Origin of the sequence: Acetobacter syzygii (genome assembly GCF_000964225.1) — a bacterium.
In the GTDB taxonomy this organism is placed as follows: Bacteria; Pseudomonadota; Alphaproteobacteria; order Acetobacterales; family Acetobacteraceae; genus Acetobacter; species Acetobacter syzygii.
This window is the reverse complement of the sequence record NZ_BAMZ01000025.1, coordinates 1-19,503: the sequence shown is the minus strand read 5'-3', so window position 1 is coordinate 19,503 and position 19,503 is coordinate 1. Positions and strand designations below refer to the sequence as shown.

The following is a 19,503-nucleotide window of genomic DNA, read 5'->3' as shown; positions in this document are numbered from 1 at the left end:
GGGTTACTTGGCACCGCTGTATTTTTATGCCTGACCATAGCACTCCGTGCTGAGCAGTATCTTTACCCTTTGTCTCTACTTCTTCTTTTGCCCTGCACAGGTTTATCCATTGTTCTCCCATTGATCCTGCACTCTGGTTTTACACCTCTTTTACAGGGAATTTTACTGTTACCTCTTCTTGTTTTCCCACTTTCTTTGCCTATAAAAACCTTGCAGCCAAGCTGGTTTGCAACCGCGCAGGAACTCGGTGCCAACACACAGGCCAGACTGCGTTTTTTCTGGTGGCCACTTCTGCAAAAAGCAGTTTTTATCTCTCTTTTTCTCTCCTTTACCTGTAGCATTGTGCAATGACATCCACCTCCCCTCTCCCTTTTTGGAAAACCACACCTCTCACCGAGATGACAAACGAGCAATGGGAGTCTCTTTGTGATGGTTGTGGACGCTGCTGCCTGCACAAACTCCGTGATGACGAAACAGAGGAACTCTATTATACTTCTGTAGCCTGCCGCCTGCTGGACGTAAAAACCTGCCAGTGCACCGACTATGCCAAACGGCACCGTAAAGTACAGGACTGCATTACCTTAACCCCCACCATGATCCCCGAACTGGACTGGCTGCCACCCGATTGTGCCTATAAACGCCTGTCGCAAGGACGCGACCTTCCAGCATGGCACCCGCTAATTACGGGAGACCCCCTGACTGTTATCGCTTCCGGCGCATCTGCCGCAGGCCGTTGCGTTAGCGAAAGACGCGCTGGAGCATTGGAGGATTACATTGTCGACTGGCCAGAAGAACCTGCGACAACTCCCAACGACAATTAGTACATCCACGCAGGAAGCGCTACAGGTTGTCTGGAAACACTCCACACGAGCCAAACGCCTTTCCTTGCGTGTAGCGCCGCACGAACACAAACTGATCGTAACACTTCCGCTGACCTGCACAGATCAACAGGCCCTCACCTTTGTGCAGACACATCAGGGATGGATTGAAGAACGCCTTAAAAAACTAGAAAAAACACCGTCTTTTTCTGTTGGGAATACAGTTTTCATAACAGGAAAACCCTACCTTATTGTACATGCCCCAGAACAAAAAGGAGGAGCATGGCTTGAGAATGACTGCCTGATGGTTAGCGGGGATCCAGCATTCATTAACCGGCGTGTTGCTGATTTTTTACGCAACCATGCAACAAGCATTCTACGGAAAGAAGTCGAGGCCGTAGCCCTTAGCACGGGTTTACGACCCACACGAATAGATATCCGAGACACTTCCAGCCGTTGGGGTAGCTGCTCTGCTTCAGGCCGGATCATGTTTTCCTGGCGGATCATCATGGCGCCCGACCTTGTGCGCCATTACCTGATTGCCCACGAACTCAGCCACCTTCGACATATGAACCACGGCCCCCTGTTCTGGCAGCAGGTCGCACGTATAACGCCTTATAAAAAGCAGGCAGAACGTTGGTTACGTCAAACGGGACCACTTCTTTTGCACGCACGATAAACCTACCATTTGCGCAATATCTGAACCATGCTAAAGAACTGAAACATATGGTCTTCATAAAAGACCACCTACCATGGGCGAACTTGGCGGAATGGTAGACGCAGGAGACTTAAAATCTCCAGCCCGTATGGGCGTGCGGGTTCGAGTCCCGCAGTTCGCACCACTCATAACATATTGATTTAATTGACTTTTATGGTCTTTCCATAACCATAAAAGCCGAACCTTCTACAATCGGCTTCTACAAAATGAGCCGTCTGTATGTTGATCCGTCTCCAATCCGGGTATCATTTCCGCAGGGCCGTGCCTTCACATATCCGTGATATTGTGGGCAAAAAGGAGCTATGGCTCTCCCTTGGCACTAACAAACGCGAGGTTGCCAAACCATATGCGTGTGCAGTTTTCGCAGAGACCGAAAGGCTGTTCCGTTCCGTAATGCACCTCAAGACAGAACTCAGCGAAGACGAAAATTTTATCAGGAATGAACTGCCTGAAGACGTGCAGGAACTCTTTGACCTGCTTATTCAGGACTACCAGCACAGGATTGCATCCTTACAGACGCAATACGACCATCAGAAGCTCAGACATTCCATTGAAAGTCTGGAACAGGGGGAAAAGCTGGAGAAAGCCAGGAATCTGACTGGCAGAAGTGTGCATCTGCTGGAACGCACTGTCACAGACCTGAAAAAGGCCAAAGCCAGCCTTCCAGCACTGACGGATATTCAAAGCCAGATTAAGGATATGAAAGCCTTTCTGGCTCCGAAGGAAAAACCTTCTCCCCTCTTTTCAGAAGCGATTAAAATTTTCCTGGAAAGCAAGGACACCACAGTCAAATCCACTGTGGTCAAATCCTACGAACGCACCTTCAAACGCTTTCTGGAAGTCTGTGGGGATAAACCCATGCGGGATTATACCGGGGCAGATGTTGGGCACTTCAAAGCCCTGATGGAACAGCTACCGGAAAGTTATGGCAAACAGCGTAACGACACCCGGACAGTTCAGGAATTTGTGGCAGATGCGAAGAAACGCAAGCTGGCCCGTATCTCCGGGAAATCAGTCAAAAACCATTTCACCAAGCTTTCCGGACTTTGGAAGCATTTCCTTCTGCGTGACCTTGTGGATCGCAACGTGTTCACAGGTGGCTGGCAGTTTGACACCAAGTCCAAAACCAATCGTGTGCGCTGGAGTGATAGCGACTTAAAGACCATTGCGGGTCAGCCCTGGCAGTTTGGCACCATCAGCCATAAGACAGCCTCCATGATTGTGGGGATTGCGTCTTATACAGGGATGCGACTGGAAGAAATCTGTCGTTTAAGACCGCAGGACATTCAGGAGATACAAGGTATTCCCTGCATTCTGGTGCAGGACCACCCTGCCCTCAAAGGCAAACCCTGGACTGAATGGAGTGCGAAGACCGAAGCCGGAAGACGTGTCGTTCCCATCTGCACAGCCTTACAGGAAGCCGGTTTGCTTGACCTTGCCCAAAGAGCCAAGAACCAGAAACGTCATTACCTGTTCCATGACATTGATTTTAAGGGGCAGGACAACAAACGTTCTGCTCACTTCCAGAGGGACTTCAGCAAGTTCAAATCACGTCTGGGCATTGGCAGGAGCGTGGTGTTCCATTCCTTCCGGCATAACGTCTCTACCAAACTCAGAAACATTCATGAGCATGGCGAGGGTGGCTTACGTGAATCCTGGATTGATGACTTTCTGGGACATGAGAGCCACGACAAGTCAGTAGGGAGCACAGTCTATTTCGATGATGTTGATATTGTGAACCTCAAGAGGGTTGCTGAGAGCGTGAAATATCCTAAGTTTTGGGATGTTGGGAATTTGTTTCTAAACAAGAAAAAAATATAATTTCAAACATAAGAATATAGTTTCTATTTTTCATTATATTCTCTTTGAAATAGTGCATGAGAACGTTTGACCACCATTAACAATGTCAGACCAAAATGAAGATATAAATATGCAGAAACCATACTCATGTAACATATATTATTAAATACATTCCCACCAACACAACAGTACACAAAAATAAAGTAAAATAATGAAAATATACATAATATAGTTAAATATGATATGTTAGAATCAACCTCTTTTATTATTTTATTCCTCTCATCAAATTTATCTTTTTTGATTATTTCCTTTCCCTCAATTGACCATTTTCTAGTAAAAATCCCAAATATAGCCACCTCTATATTCAAAAGTAGCGCGATAAATATACCGAAAAATGTTATAGAAACATTATAAAAATCTTTATCTAATAAAATATTATTCTTATATATGGGATAAAATAAAACTCCCGGAAGCACATAAAAAGTCAACAAATCCACAATAGATATTTTATTATTTTTTGCGTCATATAGCGTATTAATATGATTTTTAATTATAGGTGATATATTTATTTTCATTTTTCATCTCCTATAACACTAAAAATATCTTCCAATATTTCCAAAGACTGCAATCTTACTGAGTCGAAAACTGGATGACCGTTAGGCGCACGATCAACACTTTGTGATATATCAATTAATCCAGAATCATTATTACAACCAATTACACCCACCCGCCGAGGTCTACCTCCAATATTCACCTCTGCCGAAACTTCATTAAATTCCATATCTCCAAATGTTAATAGCTTTGTTTGAGCAACTTGAAATCGATCTGTTAAGCTTCTCAAAGGTCCAAAAGACCCCTTTTTCTTTGCTGTAATGCAAAGCTCAACATTTACATCTTCAACACTGCCACCTGTATAATTATCTGTTATATCCGAAGATGCACTTCTATTAATCAATTTAATTTTTTTTACAGGAGCGTCAAAAAAGGATGTCCCCTTCATTTGGTAAGGAACAATTTTCCGGATGTGTATCTTGAAACCTTTAAAACGCTCTGAAAACCACTCATGCAAGTCTTGCGATACCAAACGTACACATGATCGCCCCTGAAACGTTTGAAAAGACGCTAGGACATTTTGATCGTCAGGCATCCAAAAATCATAAAATAATGGCACCTCCTCAACGTCATCGATGGAACGGCTGTATACATATTCGTTACTTTTTCTGTTCTTTAGTTTACTTTCAAATCCGTACGTACCATAGTGAACATATCCTTGATTTCTATCATCATTATTTGAATTTTTAATTTCAAAATACCAAGATCTCTCCGCACGGCTATCAGCTTTTGCAGAAAGACCATCTTGTATGAAGTCATCGATAAAATTTTCTAGCCCCGGAATTTCTTTATAATTTATTTTTTTTCCTAATCTATCTTTTGCGTCACTAACATAAATTGAATAAAGTCTGAGACATATCGTAGCCGTCATAATACTAACCTTTACCTTTAAATTATAAGATAATTAAACACAAAAATTTTTAAAGCCCTATAGCTGACAGGCATACCTCTGTTTACAATATGATTATCATATACCACTCGCAACATACCGTATCAAAACCCCACGTTTCCGGGACATGGCAGAAAAGCTCTGGCTGTCATGTCTGGGTTTCATATCAGAACTGCGGTTTATGATACAGCCTGAGCGGGATTCATGGCTCTCCAGGCTGTCATGCGTGAGGTATTCAGGATGCGGGCTACCTCACTGACAGACTTCCCTTCCTCTCTGAGCCTCTGGGCATGTGTTCTCTGATGTTTGGTCAGGGAACTCTTTCTCCCAAGATGCACACCATTGGCCCTGGCTGATTCCAGACCGGCTATACAGCGTTCCCTGATAATCTCCCTCTCAAACTCCGCAAAGCCAGCCAGAAGGGTCAGAAACAGCCTTCCCGATGGTTTGGCCGTATCAACCCCAAGATTGAGAATACGCACGCTTATGGCTTTTTCATGAAGCGTATCAATCAAAGACAGGACATCCACTGCATTACGGCCAAGCCTGTCCAGCTTCACCACTGTCAGCGTATCCCCCTTCCTCAGAGCCTTGAGGAGTCCTGAGAGCACAGGTCTCCGGTTCGCCAGCACACTCCCTGAAATTTTCTCTGTCCTGATTGTGTGGGAAGTCAGACCATAACGCACCAGTTCCTTGATTTGTGGGTCATTGGTCTGGTCGTCAGTTGATACGCGGGCATAGCCATAATCCATGTTATTTCTCCATCAATAATTACTCCATTGGTGATACAGATTTACGATACAGAAGTTTCATCAATAAAAATGCACTTATTCTACAATATCAGAAATATGTGTTTCTGGTATACTATATTGAAAGAATTTTTTACATGATGGAGACTTGCGTGACGTTTAACAGGCTCAGAAAGATGTGCTGTTCCCTGTCCTCTGACATGGGAATTTTGTCATGATTGTTATTGAAAAAATCTCGGATGGAATCAATATCAAACAGGCAACACCCAAGTATGAGGTTCTACTTTTATTTTTCAAAATACCTACCATATGTGCGTCATTTTTTACGTTTCTACTCGTTCTATTCAGCGACAAAAAAGACGCACTTGTAGGTAGTATAGGCTTATTTGTAATTATATATGTGATATGTTTGATTTGTTTCCCTCTATTCTATGTATTCAAAACGGCATATTTAAAAATAATTGGAGTTAAAGCAATAGACAAAAAATACATTCCAATATTAAATGAAGAATATTCAAAGATAAAACAAAAGATTGATACTTATCAAAAGCCAATTATCTATGCTGATTATACTCATGCCATTCTTCAATGCCATGTTCATCGCGTAGGGTGGTCAAAAGTTATGGCTTACCCCAATTTCATTGCGTTTAATGGACGAGACTTCTTCATGACCGACAACATAGGCCGGATGATCAAGTTTAACTGGGATGACGTTCGCCAGTGGAGTCATGGTACACAAACAGGTGGAATGATATATGGTGGAAGCGCAACAGACCTGAGTATTGCACGTGCCAATGACGAACAGGCACTAGAAAATGCAAAGGTCAGTGGTTTCTTTGTGACCGTCAAGGATGTCAATCAACCAAAGTGGCAGTTCAAGACTTCAGATGAAGCTCTCCAAAACAAATGGATGGAAATCTTCCGTCAGGTCAAAGACGGAACCCTGAAACTCCAGGCCTGAATGAATTCACATCAGTCAGACACTTCCCATTTCCTGTCTGGCTGATGTTCCCTTTCTGACGGAGGATATGCACTTCCTGACCAGCATGGTGGCTTGCTTCTTCATGCGCTCAGGAGGTTCAATCCCCATACCTTGAAGACGTTCCAGCAAAGCCAGAACGGCAGAAGCATCCTCTGCACTGACAGCAGGTTTCCCATTGGTAGCCACCAGGGCTTTCCCTGCGTTTCTGTCCTGTCTGATTTTTTCCAGAATAGCCAATGTCAGCCATCCTCCGGCTTTCATGCCCTGCTTCTGGCTCTGTGTAATGACAGCTTGCCTGACATCAGCAGAAATCCCCCTGATGCCCCATGTTTTCGTAGTGTCTTCCATATGTTTCCTTCCCTGTTGAACAGACCTGTCCAACCAGTATGACAGAAACACAGGCAAGGAAGACTGGATATTGCAAAGAATGGCTCAACAGCCAGTTTAACAAAGGATGTCCTGAAATCTGGACAACAAAAAAGCCAGACTTGTGAGAATCTGGCTTCCATAACACAAATGGGGAACTACTCCATCCAAAATATTGTTTTTGTGTAAGTTCATCATGCACAATTTTGGGTATTTTGTCAAGTAAAAATACATATTTATCAATTTTATGATGTGTATATAACTACAGTTTATATTTTACTTGCATAAATTAACATTTCATGCTTTAATAATGGAAAAAGCCAGATGCGACAAACATCTGACTTTAACAAATGCGATGGAGAAGAGGCCACCGAGAGCAAAACAAGCACTGTTTTTATGAATTGATTATGTAGTATTTAAATGAATTAGTCAAGTAAAAAATGTAGTTCTCGTGATTTTTTCTTCATCCTGATTAAAGGAGAAGAATTTTATGGGATTAGCATTTAAAAAACCTGAAGTAGCCCTCGACAGATATCCATACGATTGGAGAATGAAAAGGTTCATGCCTTACAATGCCAATCTGTTTTGCATCATGGGTCAGAAATTAAAACAGCCTGATGCAAAAGGCAGAACATGGTGGGATAAACCTTACCATATCTCGGAATACGAAACCGTTTTTGATATGGCCCAGGACATTGAAGATTCCTATATCTCCATGAACTGGTTTTACAAATGCAGTCGCAGGGGCGAGTTTGTCGCGGTTTTTGACCATATCTGCATCGATCTTGATTGCTACAAATATGAAACCAACCCCACCATTCAATATCATGACCTTGGGGAGAATTATGAAATCCTGCTCAAGTTCTGTGATGACAACAATATCCCCCGTCCCTCCAATATCCTCAGTTCTGGCAGAGGGATTTATCTGCATTATACGTTTGAATGTCCTGTTCCAGCACGATGCAAGGGACGCTTTCAGGCCACTCACAGAGAACTGTTAAGAAAATTCATCCCATGGGGAGCAGACCAGGCAACCTATGATTTTTCACGTGTCTTTCGTCTTCCTGGGAGTGTGAACTCCCATCATCCAAGGCGTCATCGATGCGAGTTCCTTGATTACAGAGGGAAGTTTTATGACTTCTCGAATCTGTGCGACATGGTTCTTCCAAAGAAATACGAGGATTACAAAAAACAGAAGATAGCCAGACAGGAGAGACGTGAAAAAGCCAGAGTTGAATATCTGGCTCGCAGGAAAACCAATGCGCTTGTTCCTGACGAACGTGGAGCCCAGGGTTTCAAGGGATGGGCCTCATGGGCCAAGAAAGGACTGTGTGACCTGAAAACGCTTGGCTTCCTGCGCTACAGGGGACCAGTTCGCAAAGGGGAATGTGATATTTTCTGCCATGAAGCGGGCATCCTGCTGGCTCAGATATCCAATCCTGACAATCTTCCCTCCAATCTGGAACAATGGGCTGAAGGCGTGATTGATGAGGGATATATTGCCAAACATATGCACAACGCCATGCAGACCCTCTACAAGAAAGCCGGTCAGGACTATTCAGCCAAAAAACGACACAAGGGCTACACGACTGGCACAAAGACCATCATTCAGAAATTAGGCATTTCCCGCGAGGAAATGAAACATCTGAGCGTTCTCATTGACCATGAGGAAAGATTGCTCAGAAAACGCACAAAACGCCAGACTGAAGGACGTAAGGAAAGACCAACCAGTCAGGGACAAAGCCGAGAAGCATGGCTTGCGGAAAATAGTCTGTCAGTTTCCAAACCATGGGACGCCCTGAACATTTCCAGAGCGACTTATTACAGAATGAAAAAATCAGGGACTTTGTAAGGTTCTGGTTTTGTTTTTGACGTGAGACAGGTGGGGACGGATAACTATGGATTATGAAATCCACCCAACATTCTTTTTTTTCTTTTGGTTCTTTTCTTTTTCCCTATCACTTTCAGATGAATCAGGCTCATTTTCTCTGTTTCTTGTGAGTCACTCTATCAGGTTCGTTCCATACCCCCCGTAAATCTCCATAATTGACCCGTGGAGACGGTTTTTACCCTACAGGGGAAGATTATACCCTTCCTTCCTGTTCCGTGTCTCTGTGTGGCTTATTTCGCGTTTTATCTGATTCACCAGATTCATCTGGAAAACCTGTTTCTGGTTTCAAAGGTCACTACAGATTTTTTTGTTTTGTAGTGAACTTCCGGTTTCCTCCATAAATGAACCGTAGAAGCATGGTTTGCCCGTGAAGGGTATAATCTTCCCTGAAAGTCTGTTTTGTTTCTCTCCGTGGCTTATTTCTCATTGAAACAGCATGTCTGATGCTTTCCCCTGCGGGTTAATCCAGCAAACCTGTTTCCAAATGATATCCGGGGTATTTCGTCTGTGTCTGATTTTTTCAACACATAATCGCACAGGTCTCCTGTTGAACCTTGCTGTGTTTTTTCTCTTACCAGTCAACATAAAATCCTGTTGACCATTTCATGCAAAACACACCACTGAAACAACAAACAAACCCGTTGATTATCCCCATTAATATTATAACTATTTGATATATTTATTTATATAAATAAATATAAATATTGCATTTTATTTAAATATAGTTTATAAATGACGTATATTTAAGGAGTTATTGAATGGAGTAATATTATGATAAATTACAGCACTGTCTTTTCCCTGCTCTCTGAAGGCATCAGAATCCCTGGCAAACGTTCCTGTCCCTTGGCTGGACGTTACCTGCGTTGTTTCTCTTCTGCGCGTGAAGTCGGATATAGTAGCAGTTTCTACATCCGTGATTTTGTCATGGTGAATGCCCCAAGAACGGCTGTTGTCAATAAACTGGTAGAGTTGGGACGTGACATTCTTTGGATGTTTCCTGAGTTCATAGAGGTTCCTGATACAGTTCAGGATAGAACTGCCTACAGACGCACAGTGCTGGAACAACTGGTTTAACCTTATCTTCAGCCTTTCATCATCAAAAAAGGCATGGATTTTACCTATGACAGGATGCTGATGCCCGCATTGGGTGATTGTCGTAAATCATTTTCACAGGTTCAGAAAGCCACTCTCAGAGCCATATGGGAAGGATTGAAACCCGCAGGGATTTCCAACCTATGGTGGAACAATGATTTTTCCCGTCTCATGACCAGTCTGGACACTGACAAGGCATTGAAAGCCTTGTTGAGACAGATAGAAAGACCCGGAAAACTGGCTCAGTGTCCCATGTCAGAAAGGAAGAAAATTCACGCAAAAACGCATCTGGTGCTGAACGTGGAAACAACAGGTCAGGGACCCCATGACCAGGTGCTTCAAATTACGATTACAGACCATAAGGGGCAACTGGTGCTTAATCGTTTCTGCAAGCCTTCTGTGGCGATTGCAGAGGGAGCCAGTAACTACCATCACATGACCAAAGACGTGCTCCAGTATGGTGCAAGCATGGATAACAACAAGGTCTCCACATGGCCGGATATTTACCCTGAGATTGTCAGTCTGCTTGAAGGAAGAACCATCAGGGCTTTCAGGGTGGATTTTGACAGCTACATGATCAAAAGTAGCTGTAGAGCCTTTAATCTTGATACGGCCTGGATGGAAACCTGTCAGTGGGAAGATATGAAGCTGTTCCTGAACTCTGCTACCCGTATTGGCAGAGAGTTAGCCGGAGAACTGGTGACAGAGTATGAAAAAGCCACTGATGAACCGGCTCAGGTTATTCCCTTTCCGTTGTCTCGAACATCTCATTTCATTATTACCAAAAAGACAAACAACTCGCACAATGAAAAAATTATAAAAATAAATATAAAATCACAATTCGAGAAATAAAAATTTCTTTTTTGATATGGATTATGGCTTATATTGAGCTGACCCTCCATATTTTCATATATTTTAGAAAAACAAAATATGATTTTTTTTTCATTTTTTTCTATTTCTTCATCTTGTAATTTAATTTTCTTATTTTTTTCGTTATAAACTTCTAAGTTTTTCTCAAAATTATCTCTGAAATTCACAAGATTTCTTAACTTTAAACTGATCGACGCAGCGTTTTCTCCAGGTTGATTAAGCTTTTTTTCCATCTCGCATATCTGGCGTTCAAGCAGTCCAGGATCTGAAAAGAAAACAGCATTTTTAGAGATACTTTCTCGGATTTCTGATTTCAGATTAACAGCAGATTTATATTGATCAGGAGCTTCCACCAAAAAAGCACAAAACATATTTATATCAGAAAACATCCGAGAACATTTAATAATTAAATTTTTATTCTCCACAATATCAGCACGTATACTAGTTGGAAAATAATTTTTATAATTATTAATATATGAAAATTTTTTATTAAATTCTTCATATATAGGATATCTTTTTTCAAATAGATCAAGATTGTACTTATTGGCAGCAATTTCTCTTTGAGATTTAGAGATGACATATGCCAAAGATGCCATCAAAGCAGTTACAGAACCTGTTATAATTGAAGGTCCAAATGCCTTCACAGTTGGCCATTGATCCAACCAAGACGGTGTATCACACATAAAAAAACCCCACTCCTACAATAAGTAATGCTTATTATAACACTACAAACAATAGAAATTAATACATAATTGCGCAAGGAAAAATATAATTAAAATTAGGAATTTCATCATTAAACGAATATATTCGTATCATCTATTTAACTTTATTATTATATTATCTTAGCGTCACATTAATAAAATGTTGACCATTTATTTTATAAGGAGATTTTAATCATGCAATTTCGATTATTAGAGAACAAAGCCAGACCCAAATGGGAAATCAGTCGTTGGACATACAGCCCTGAAAAGAAACGAGCCCTCAAAGAAACCCTTGGCACTTTCCCCTGCTACTATTCCATGGTTTCCCATTCCATTCTGGATAAATGCACCACGCAGGAAAAAACAGAGGTTCTGGAGTGGTGGCGTGTCACCAGTGAAGCCGTGAACAGGGAACGTATCAGAAGTCAGGTCACAAAGCTTCCTGTTATCTTCAAAGACATTGAAACCCTGCTGGATGTTATCCAGGACAATCCTGAAGACCTCGCAGAACTCAAGAACCATGCCTATGCGTTGAAAGATGCTGTCAGCAAGGTTGTTCGCAGGAAGTCACGCCAACAGAAAAATCAGGAAGCAGTCAACAGCGTTCCCGCTTGACCTTTCCTTATGTTTTCTCCTTCATAGTCAACAGTGTTTGATGTTGACTGTTTCTCTATTTTTATAATGTTTCATCAACACACAACGCTGTTTAAGTTTCCAGAAAAGAAACACATTTTATAAAAAGCACCTGCATTATACCTGGAAAATATCTTTTCTTCTTATTGTCTGTTTTCTCATCTTGTTTGCCATCTTCTTTGTTATCTTTTGATTATAGCCAGCCATACCAGTATCCGCTTCGCGTCTTCTGGTAGCTGGCAAGGGGGAAAATGCTTTTCCCCCGTTGACCCCCATTTAAGCAGGAGACCCATTGCATGAGTGAAAAAAGAAAACTGAAAAAATCGTTACTGGTTCGTCTGGATGATGAACAATATGCGTGCATCACACACCATGCCAGACAGCGTGACATCACAGCCAACAGTCTTGTGCGTGAGTGTCTGGCTGGTGCTCTTTCTCCCTCTGATACATATCAGAGGATCAAGCCAGTCAAAGCCTATAGTCCACGCACACCACCCAAGCCGGAATATATCAAGGAACTCTACAGGCTCAGGGAAAGCACGGCTGAACTGTGTGGGGCATTGGTTCAGTATGCCATCAAATCACGTCAGGATGGTCATGTCATGGCGCATGAGGAGGCCGAGAAGCTTATTCCTGATGTGCGTCAGGCTGTGCTCAATCTTGATACCCTACGCAGAAAGCTTGAGAGACATGAATGATCGGAGGAGCCACCCGAGGCAAGGGAGGGTCTAGCCTCTGGCGTCATCTCCGCGATGACAAAAAGCAGAATGATGCCACCTTTGCAGGCGCGTCACGTGGTCTGGTTCAGCAAGGCATTACAGACCAGATTAAAGAGCTTACGAACATTGGACGCTATGCCAGCCACTCCAAACCTCTCTACCATGTTCACGCTGACCCTGCGAAGGACTGGACGGCTCAGGAATGGGAAGCCTACTGGCAGGATTACGAGAAAGAATTTTCTCTGACAAAACAGCCCTTCTCTGAATCCATCCATGTCAAACATGGCAGGGAACACAGACACAGGGTTTATTCCCTGCTCCTTCCATCTGGCTCCTGTCTTCGCATGGACAATGACCATGCCAGACGCGAGAAAATCAACAGACTGGCTGAACTTCGCACAGGGGAAACCATCACACCGGGTGCCCATAATCGTGCTGTCATCAAAGCTCTGGAGGCAGAAGGCAAGACAGCAGAAGCCCAACGTTTAAGAGATGCAGGACTTTGGGACATCCAGAAACCTAAAGCCCGATTAAAGCCCCAGGAACGTGCTCAACAGGAACGCACCCATATTGATAAGGCTGGTCTTGCCCGTCTTGTTCTGACTGGCTGTAAAAAATACAAGCCAGAATTACTCATGGTAAAACTGGCACAATTTAACTGTCGTATCTGTATGGGCGAGAAAGGTCCTGTTGTGATTGACCAGTCAGGTAACGTTCATGCCTTTAACAGGCTGGTCAATCTTGGCTCAAAAGCCAGTGGACATAAACGTCCTCTGAAAATGACCATGGAACAAGCCAGAACCTACTTTAATCATATTAATTTACCCCTCTATTCAAATGCAAAAAAGGAGAAAAATCATGAAGGAAAACGAACAGAAAAACAGAATCACTCTTTATCAACAGACCTATCAGGAAGCCTCTGGAGCCAACAGCACAGCAAAGGAAATCCTGGGCTTACTGGCAGAAGTGGGAGACAAACCCTCACCCATCGACCAGATACAGCAGTTGCTCGAAACCATCGCACAGCAACAGGTTCAAATCCTGTCATCACAGGGGAAAATTTTGCAAAGGCTATCAGCACTGGAAAGCTGAACAGAGGCGTCACCCACGTTGCCAGTCTATCCCATATTATTCTTATTACCCCGGATTATATCAGGGACATTAAAGCCCGATTGAAACAGGCAAAACAGGAAGACTGGTATTTTTATCGCAGAGCCTATCAGAACCTTAAAGACCAGCAATACTGGCTTGACCAATGCAACAACAGCATTGACAGCAACATTCTGCTTTTGCTGGTGGAACTGTTCCTAAGCCTATTTTTTGGTGGGTCTGTGACTATCAGAAACAAGCCTTATCCCATTGCCATGAATTTTGGACTTCCTGCTCCCATCAGTGATGCGACATGGAACATGATGAGTGATGATCAGCAGGACGAAGTGCTGTTCCAGAGTTATCTTTTATACAGGGCATCCTACAGGAATTATCAGAAGTTACATGCCCAACAGAACAGGATTCCTGTTACGTTTGAGTATTTTCTGAACCTACATGGGAGGGATTTTTTGACACAGATGGTTTCCAAAAATGCGGACTATCTGAAAAACAAATTCATCGACTGGCAGAACAGAAAGATGGACGCGGAAAATGCGAAAATTCTTCAGGAAACAAATAACGCCATGACATGGGTGAAACAGAATAATTCAGAGGTTGAAAGCCATGAGAATATTTTAAAAATCTAGGCACCATACGCACGCCGGAGATTTTACAAATCTCCTGTTCCCCTGCTTTGTGCGTGACAAGTCAGAAACAGAGTTTCTTCCTTGTGAGAGAGTGCCAAAAATTAAAAAGACACGATTACTGGAAATAAATCTATTTTATTTAAAATAATTAAATAAATTCTGTTTCAAAAACTTGACTTTTTGAATACATATACCTTACTATGTAAATACAAAGGGAAAATCGTATTCAATATTGTATATTCAAAAGTATTTTAGAAAATAATCCCTGATTAACAATTTAAGGAGACATTCTATGAGTGAAATTACATTCCGCACTGGAAACCTGACCGTCCATCATATTTTTTCTCCTGTTGAGGGGTTTGATGACATTGCACCAGGATATGTGGAGAATTTCAGGATATTCCTGCAATCCTCTAAAATTACACAGACAATGCAGGAAGCCTATATTTCCGCATTACGTGAATTCCCGACATATCCCGCAAGCAACAAGCTTGAAGGCACGATAGAAGACCAAGCCTATAAATTATTGGATTTATATCATTCTGATGGCATCCAGAATATTCTGGACGTGCTCGCTCCTCAGATTATTGAAAAATATGGCGAAGACCAGTTATCCGTTTTCATAGTGGCTTTTCTGGAAAGCGTTTTAAGGGATATTGAAATCATAAAGGGGGATGGCAAAAATCGCATGTCCTATTTCAATCTTGACCTTGATTGTGGCTGTGCTTCTGTCCTGAAGAGCTACTTTCCTGATGATTATGCATTGGGAGATTATCTGGCCCGCTATTTCCTTGCGGACAGAGTGACAGCTCTGCATGTCTTTGGCGGTGTGCAATGATTTATGGATATGCACGTGTCAGCACCAGAGACCAGTCGACTGATATGCAGGTCAGTCGTTTACTGGAAGCCGGGATTCCGAAAGAAAGAATTTTTATGGATGTCATTTCCGGTGCAACAGAAGACAGGCCACAGTTAAACAGTTTGCTGTCTCTGTTAAACAAGGGGGATGTTCTGACTGTCTGGAAGGTGGACAGGCTTGGAAGACGAACAGCCCATCTCGCACGATTGCTGGAAGAATTTGACCAGAAAGGGATAACAGTCAGAAGTCTGACAGAGGGTGTGGATACATCAGACAGGTCAAGCCGTGTCAGTTATCTGTTGATGTCTGTCATTGCCCAAAATGAACGCGAGACGATTAATGAGCGCATTAGAAGTGGCATAGACCATGCTCAGAAATATGGAACGAAAACAGGTCGCCCCATAGGCAGACCCAAAGCCAGTTCTGCAAAGGTGCAACATGCTCTTGACCTTTTAGCCTCTGGGAAAAGCTACAGACATGCGTCTTCCATTGCTGACGTGTCTTTAGCCACATTGGTCAGGCGTGTTCAGGTCATGCAACAGAATAACCAGTTCACACGCCAAACCAGTATTTTTGAGACACTGAAGCAGGAAGTCTCCTGACAAAAAGGTCTTGATTTTCTACGAAGGTCTTCTACAATTTCCTTCACGTCAGGATTATAAAAGTCTTTAATATCAGTATGTTATTTAGGCGACTGCGGGATTCTTGACTTTCGAGTCCCGCAGTTCGCACCACTAACCAATTGAAATATAACAGTAAAATTAGAATTTGATGGGTCTGCGGGATTTTCCCGTTTGTCTTCCCAGAACGGGAAACGCAGATGCTCCGACTCATCGGCTCTCATTACCACTTCCGTCGCGCAGTCCCTCAGGCCGTGCAAGCCTGCCTCGGCAGAACTGAAATCTCCCTTTCCTTACAGACTCAGAGTAAGCTCATCGCCCGAGAACGGGCGGCTGCCCTCTATGCAGTCACGGGCACACTGTTTGAAAGGGCAAGGATGATGGACGAGAAGCCTGATACCGATCTGATGAAAGACCTGCTGGCCGTTCAGGCCCAGATGATCCGGGATCAGGAAGAGACGCTCGCCCTGGCTGAAGAGTGCCATGCCCTTGACCGCAAAATTCGCGATGCCACCCATAACATGGCCCTGCTCGAAAGAATTCAGAGCGAAAACGCCTTCCTCGATGAAAGCTCAAGAAAGATACGCGAGATCGGCCAGCGCTTTGACAGTATGCGTCAGCAGCTCACCACCGGCGTTGCCCTGAGCAAACAGGAAAAGAAAATGCTCAGGGCGGAAGCCGACCGCCTGTCCGGCATGATCGTTGACATCCAGAGCCGCCAGCCTACCCACATAGCTCAGCCAGTGCCACAGATAATGGCCCCACCTGCACCGGAAGAGCGCAAACCCGCCCCGAAAATTTCATCGCCTCTTCTTTCAACCATGGCGGAACGCTTTATCTATTCCGACAAAACGAAGAGTACCGACACCATAAAAGCCACCCAGAAGACTATCGGTCTGTTTATTGAAGCTTTTGGCGACATGCCTGTGCGACAAATTACCGGCAACGTGGCAGGAGAGTTTTTTGACCTACTCTCTTCCCTGCCCGCAACACATGGGAAGGGCAAGACTGTTCTCCCGTTACGTGTTGTCATTGCACAGGCTCAGGAACGAGGTCTGGAAACGGTTGGCGGGAAAACCGTCAAAAACCACTTTTCCCGACTGTCCGCGTTATGGAGCCATCTGGTCAAACGAGACTTTGCCGACAAAAACCCATGGTCGGGCTGGGATTTCAATGTCACCAAGAAGATTGTCCGCCGGGGATGGACTGACGGCGAACTGGCTTTGCTCGCCCGCACTCAGTGGTCAGGAACGGCTGTCTCTCACCGGACATGGAGTGGCATTATCAGCATCGGTATGTTCACCGGCATGCGGTTAGGTGAAATCTGCAACCTCAGACGTCAGGATATTGAAGTCATCGACGGGGTGCCCTGCTTCCATGTCCGCCCTCACCCCGAAGATGGCTGGTCACCCAAAACGTCAGCGGGCACCCGTATCATTCCCATTCATTCCAGTCTGCTCAGAATGGAGGGGCTGAATCTACTTGAGGACAATGGTGAAAAATTTCTGTTCCCGGACCTGACCGTTTCTACTTCTGGTGAACGGGGCGATAACTTTGCCCGATCCTTCTCAAAGCACAAAAAACGGCTTGGTCTGCCGGAGGCTGTGACCTTCCATTCTTTCCGACACACCGTCTCGACAAAGCTTCGAAACCAAGAAGCGCACATTCGGGAACTGTGGATTGATACTGTTCTGGGACATGAAGCCTCCCATAAATCACAGGGAACAATGAACTACACCAGTGGTATTGAAGTCGCCAATTTGCAACAGGTCATTGAAGCCCTGAGCTATCCGCCCGAGTGCATCATGCCTTTCTGAAAGCCTTATGGTGACAGTCTCGTTTGCACCAAAAGAAAGTTCGGAAATCAGGCATCTGAATAGGTTACCCTTGCAGGGAGCCAGCAGTGTCAAATGGCTACCCAAGGGTAGCATTCGACAAGCTGGTAAGGGGGAGAAATCTCCCCCGTTAACCCCCTCTTTAGAAGGAAAATCAGTTATGCCTGCATCTCGAACCTCTCGCCTTTCCGTCCGTGCATCGCCCAACGAACTCATACTCTGGAACCATCTCGCGCGTAGTCATGGTCATGTAACCACGTCTGACTGGATACGCTCTTTACTGGCTTCCGCTGAGTTCTCGGATGATGATGGTCCGCCCGTTTCGGACGAACTGCACAGACTACGCACCCAGCTTTCACGCGTTGGCAACAATCTCAATCAGCTTGCTCACTCGGCCAATTGTGGCGATGCTGTCCATTGCGGGTCTGTGCTGGACGAGGTTGAAAAGCTGATCCAGCATCTTGACGGCCTCCTCCCCCGCTCACGGAGACACCGCTCTGACAGGTCTGCCCGTCGCAGGTGCGACAGGTCAGCACCTACCCTGCACTGACTGTTCATGGTCATGCCCCATGATCGTCAAGGAAAGCAGAATTAAAACGCGCAGTGGCGCGGATGCTTTGTCCCGCCATGTGCTGCATGGTGCGAAGAATGAAGCCATCCGGATACTGGCGGGTTCGGACTGGCTCATGCGTGATGCTATGCGCGAAGCCAGACGTGAGGGGCTGACCTATGGCCTGCGTCATATCGCCTTCAATCCTGACGAGACCATGACGGATGACCAACTGGCAAATTTTGCCAGACGGATTTGTCGCGAATTCCATGGAAACCCGGAGCATATGACTCTGGTCATCCATCAGAAAGATGGCAGCACCCATGGCCACCTGATTCTGCCTGAATGGCAGCGGAATCATATCTTAGACAGTCGTTTTAGTTGGATACGGTTGGAGAAACTGGCCAGACTGGAAGAAATCAGGCTGGGCCATGCTCTCGTCGCCGGACGCCATGACCGCTCGATTGCCAAAGCTTTACGACAGGACGGCAAAGTCCATGAAGCAGAACTGCTCGCGGCCCTTGCATCAGTACAACCAGCAGACAAGCCCCGTGCCGCCTACACATCGCAGGCCCACCGCACAGCGGAAAGACAGGGACTTGACTTGCCAGAACTCAAACAGCTTGTTGCCTCTCTTTGGAGCCACTCTGACGAATTGAAGTCTTTCCGTGCAGCACTGGCAGAACATAATCTGACCATGCGCGAAGGGGATCGAAAGGAGACCCGACCGGGTGCTCATATCATTGAAACCAGCGATGGAACGCTGATTGGCAGTTTTACCCGGCTGACAAAGGTGCGCATGGCGGAATTCCGGAAGCTGCTGGCAGAAGAACACTCACCGGAACACGAAAAGCCTGAACTGGATATCAGGAGCACCCGTGTTCCTGTGTGCATGACATCGGAAAATGACCTAACCGGGATACTATCGGCCCCTACCTCCCCACCTGCCAGAAAAAGAGAACCGAAACGCATTTCTCTACCACGCAGGAATAAAGCGATTGACGCACTCAGGCGCAGGCAGATGGAGGAGGTGGACAGGCCAGCCGTCATGCCACCCCCCCCC

20 protein-coding genes, 1 tRNA gene and 1 pseudogene are annotated in these 19,503 nt (G+C 44.6%); 17 read left to right on the top strand and 5 right to left on the bottom strand.

The window, feature by feature from the left end; genetic code table 11:
- Positions 1-347: 347 nt before the first annotated feature.
- The 5 genes and pseudogenes from Absy_RS09735 to Absy_RS09720 all read left to right on the top strand — a co-directional run bounded on the left by Absy_RS09735 (position 348) and on the right by Absy_RS09720 (position 3,357).
- Positions 348-821, top strand: coding sequence for a YcgN family cysteine cluster protein (locus Absy_RS09735; RefSeq protein WP_048854563.1), 474 nt, complete (start codon positions 348-350; stop codon positions 819-821).
- Positions 775-1,497 (top strand): M48 family metallopeptidase, encoded by a 723-nt coding sequence (locus tag Absy_RS09730; RefSeq protein ID WP_245614796.1) that lies wholly within the window; start codon positions 775-777, stop codon positions 1,495-1,497. The genes Absy_RS09735 and Absy_RS09730 overlap by 47 nt, the downstream gene beginning before the upstream one ends.
- A 77-nt stretch (positions 1,498-1,574) precedes the next feature.
- Positions 1,575-1,660 (top strand) — tRNA-Leu (locus Absy_RS09725).
- Between the two features lie 95 nt (positions 1,661-1,755).
- A pseudogene (locus tag Absy_RS12980) lies at positions 1,756-1,917 on the top strand (DUF6538 domain-containing protein); the annotation flags it as partial.
- A gap of 228 nt (positions 1,918-2,145) precedes the next feature.
- Positions 2,146-3,357: a tyrosine-type recombinase/integrase gene (locus tag Absy_RS09720; RefSeq protein WP_245614795.1), complete on the top strand. Its 1,212-nt coding sequence runs from the start codon at positions 2,146-2,148 to the stop codon at positions 3,355-3,357.
- 23 nt (positions 3,358-3,380) lie between these two features.
- On the opposite strand, the gene Absy_RS09715 is transcribed toward Absy_RS09720, so the two are convergent.
- From Absy_RS09715 to Absy_RS09705, 3 genes are all read right to left on the bottom strand, one after another.
- Positions 3,381-3,911: a hypothetical protein gene (locus Absy_RS09715; protein ID WP_048854561.1), complete on the bottom strand. Its 531-nt coding sequence runs from the start codon at positions 3,909-3,911 to the stop codon at positions 3,381-3,383.
- Positions 3,908-4,819: a hypothetical protein gene (locus Absy_RS09710; RefSeq protein WP_146802513.1), complete on the bottom strand. Its 912-nt coding sequence runs from the start codon at positions 4,817-4,819 to the stop codon at positions 3,908-3,910. Before Absy_RS09710 ends, Absy_RS09715 begins: the two co-directional genes overlap by 4 nt.
- A 197-nt stretch (positions 4,820-5,016) precedes the next feature.
- On the bottom strand, positions 5,017-5,589 hold the full coding sequence (locus Absy_RS09705) for a recombinase family protein (RefSeq protein WP_048854559.1): 573 nt from the start codon (positions 5,587-5,589) through the stop codon (positions 5,017-5,019).
- A 211-nt stretch (positions 5,590-5,800) separates the two neighbouring features.
- Between Absy_RS09705 and Absy_RS09700 the strand changes: the two genes are divergently transcribed.
- The gene (locus Absy_RS09700) at positions 5,801-6,547 is read left to right on the top strand and encodes a DUF4755 domain-containing protein (protein ID WP_048854558.1); all 747 of its coding nucleotides are present in this window, start codon (positions 5,801-5,803) and stop codon (positions 6,545-6,547) included.
- Positions 6,548-6,562: 15 nt separating this feature from the next.
- On the opposite strand, the gene Absy_RS09695 is transcribed toward Absy_RS09700, so the two are convergent.
- Complete coding sequence (locus tag Absy_RS09695) at positions 6,563-6,805, bottom strand: hypothetical protein (RefSeq protein ID WP_146802515.1); 243 nt, start codon at positions 6,803-6,805, stop codon at positions 6,563-6,565.
- 619 nt (positions 6,806-7,424) lie between these two features.
- Here Absy_RS09695 and Absy_RS09690 point away from each other — a divergent pair.
- The 3 genes from Absy_RS09690 to Absy_RS09680 all read left to right on the top strand — a co-directional run bounded on the left by Absy_RS09690 (position 7,425) and on the right by Absy_RS09680 (position 10,769).
- On the top strand, positions 7,425-8,786 hold the full coding sequence (locus tag Absy_RS09690; protein ID WP_146802517.1) for a hypothetical protein: 1,362 nt from the start codon (positions 7,425-7,427) through the stop codon (positions 8,784-8,786).
- 810 nt (positions 8,787-9,596) lie between these two features.
- Positions 9,597-9,899, top strand: a complete 303-nt coding sequence (locus Absy_RS09685; protein WP_146802519.1) for a hypothetical protein — start codon at positions 9,597-9,599, stop codon at positions 9,897-9,899.
- Positions 9,900-9,932: 33 nt separating this feature from the next.
- A complete protein-coding gene (locus Absy_RS09680) occupies positions 9,933-10,769 on the top strand; it encodes a hypothetical protein (protein WP_048854555.1) in 837 nt (278 codons plus the stop codon).
- On the opposite strand, the gene Absy_RS09675 is transcribed toward Absy_RS09680, so the two are convergent.
- A complete protein-coding gene (locus tag Absy_RS09675; RefSeq protein ID WP_146802521.1) occupies positions 10,685-11,470 on the bottom strand; it encodes a hypothetical protein in 786 nt (261 codons plus the stop codon). The genes Absy_RS09680 and Absy_RS09675 overlap by 85 nt on opposite strands.
- Positions 11,471-11,683: 213 nt before the next feature.
- Between Absy_RS09675 and Absy_RS09670 the strand changes: the two genes are divergently transcribed.
- The 8 genes from Absy_RS09670 to Absy_RS09635 all read left to right on the top strand — a co-directional run.
- Positions 11,684-12,103 carry a hypothetical protein gene (locus Absy_RS09670; protein WP_146802523.1) on the top strand — a complete coding sequence of 140 codons (420 nt, stop codon included), beginning with the start codon at positions 11,684-11,686 and terminating at the stop codon, positions 12,101-12,103.
- A 314-nt stretch (positions 12,104-12,417) separates the two neighbouring features.
- Complete coding sequence (locus tag Absy_RS09665) at positions 12,418-12,819, top strand: hypothetical protein (RefSeq protein WP_048854553.1); 402 nt, start codon at positions 12,418-12,420, stop codon at positions 12,817-12,819.
- On the top strand, positions 12,816-14,576 hold the full coding sequence (locus Absy_RS09660; protein ID WP_048854552.1) for a hypothetical protein: 1,761 nt from the start codon (positions 12,816-12,818) through the stop codon (positions 14,574-14,576). Before Absy_RS09665 ends, Absy_RS09660 begins: the two co-directional genes overlap by 4 nt.
- A gap of 292 nt (positions 14,577-14,868) precedes the next feature.
- Positions 14,869-15,414, top strand: a complete 546-nt coding sequence (locus Absy_RS09655; protein ID WP_048854551.1) for a hypothetical protein — start codon at positions 14,869-14,871, stop codon at positions 15,412-15,414.
- Positions 15,411-16,037 (top strand): recombinase family protein, encoded by a 627-nt coding sequence (locus Absy_RS09650; protein ID WP_048854550.1) that lies wholly within the window; start codon positions 15,411-15,413, stop codon positions 16,035-16,037. Before Absy_RS09655 ends, Absy_RS09650 begins: the two co-directional genes overlap by 4 nt.
- Before the next feature lie 218 nt (positions 16,038-16,255).
- A complete protein-coding gene (locus Absy_RS09645; RefSeq protein WP_084597082.1) occupies positions 16,256-17,872 on the top strand; it encodes a DUF6538 domain-containing protein in 1,617 nt (538 codons plus the stop codon).
- Positions 17,873-18,050: 178 nt separating this feature from the next.
- The gene (locus Absy_RS09640) at positions 18,051-18,440 is read left to right on the top strand and encodes a MobC family plasmid mobilization relaxosome protein (protein ID WP_084597080.1); all 390 of its coding nucleotides are present in this window, start codon (positions 18,051-18,053) and stop codon (positions 18,438-18,440) included.
- A 19-nt stretch (positions 18,441-18,459) separates the two neighbouring features.
- Positions 18,460-19,503, top strand: a 1,044-nt coding sequence (locus tag Absy_RS09635; RefSeq protein WP_245614793.1) for a hypothetical protein, incomplete at its 3' end; no start/stop codon positions are given.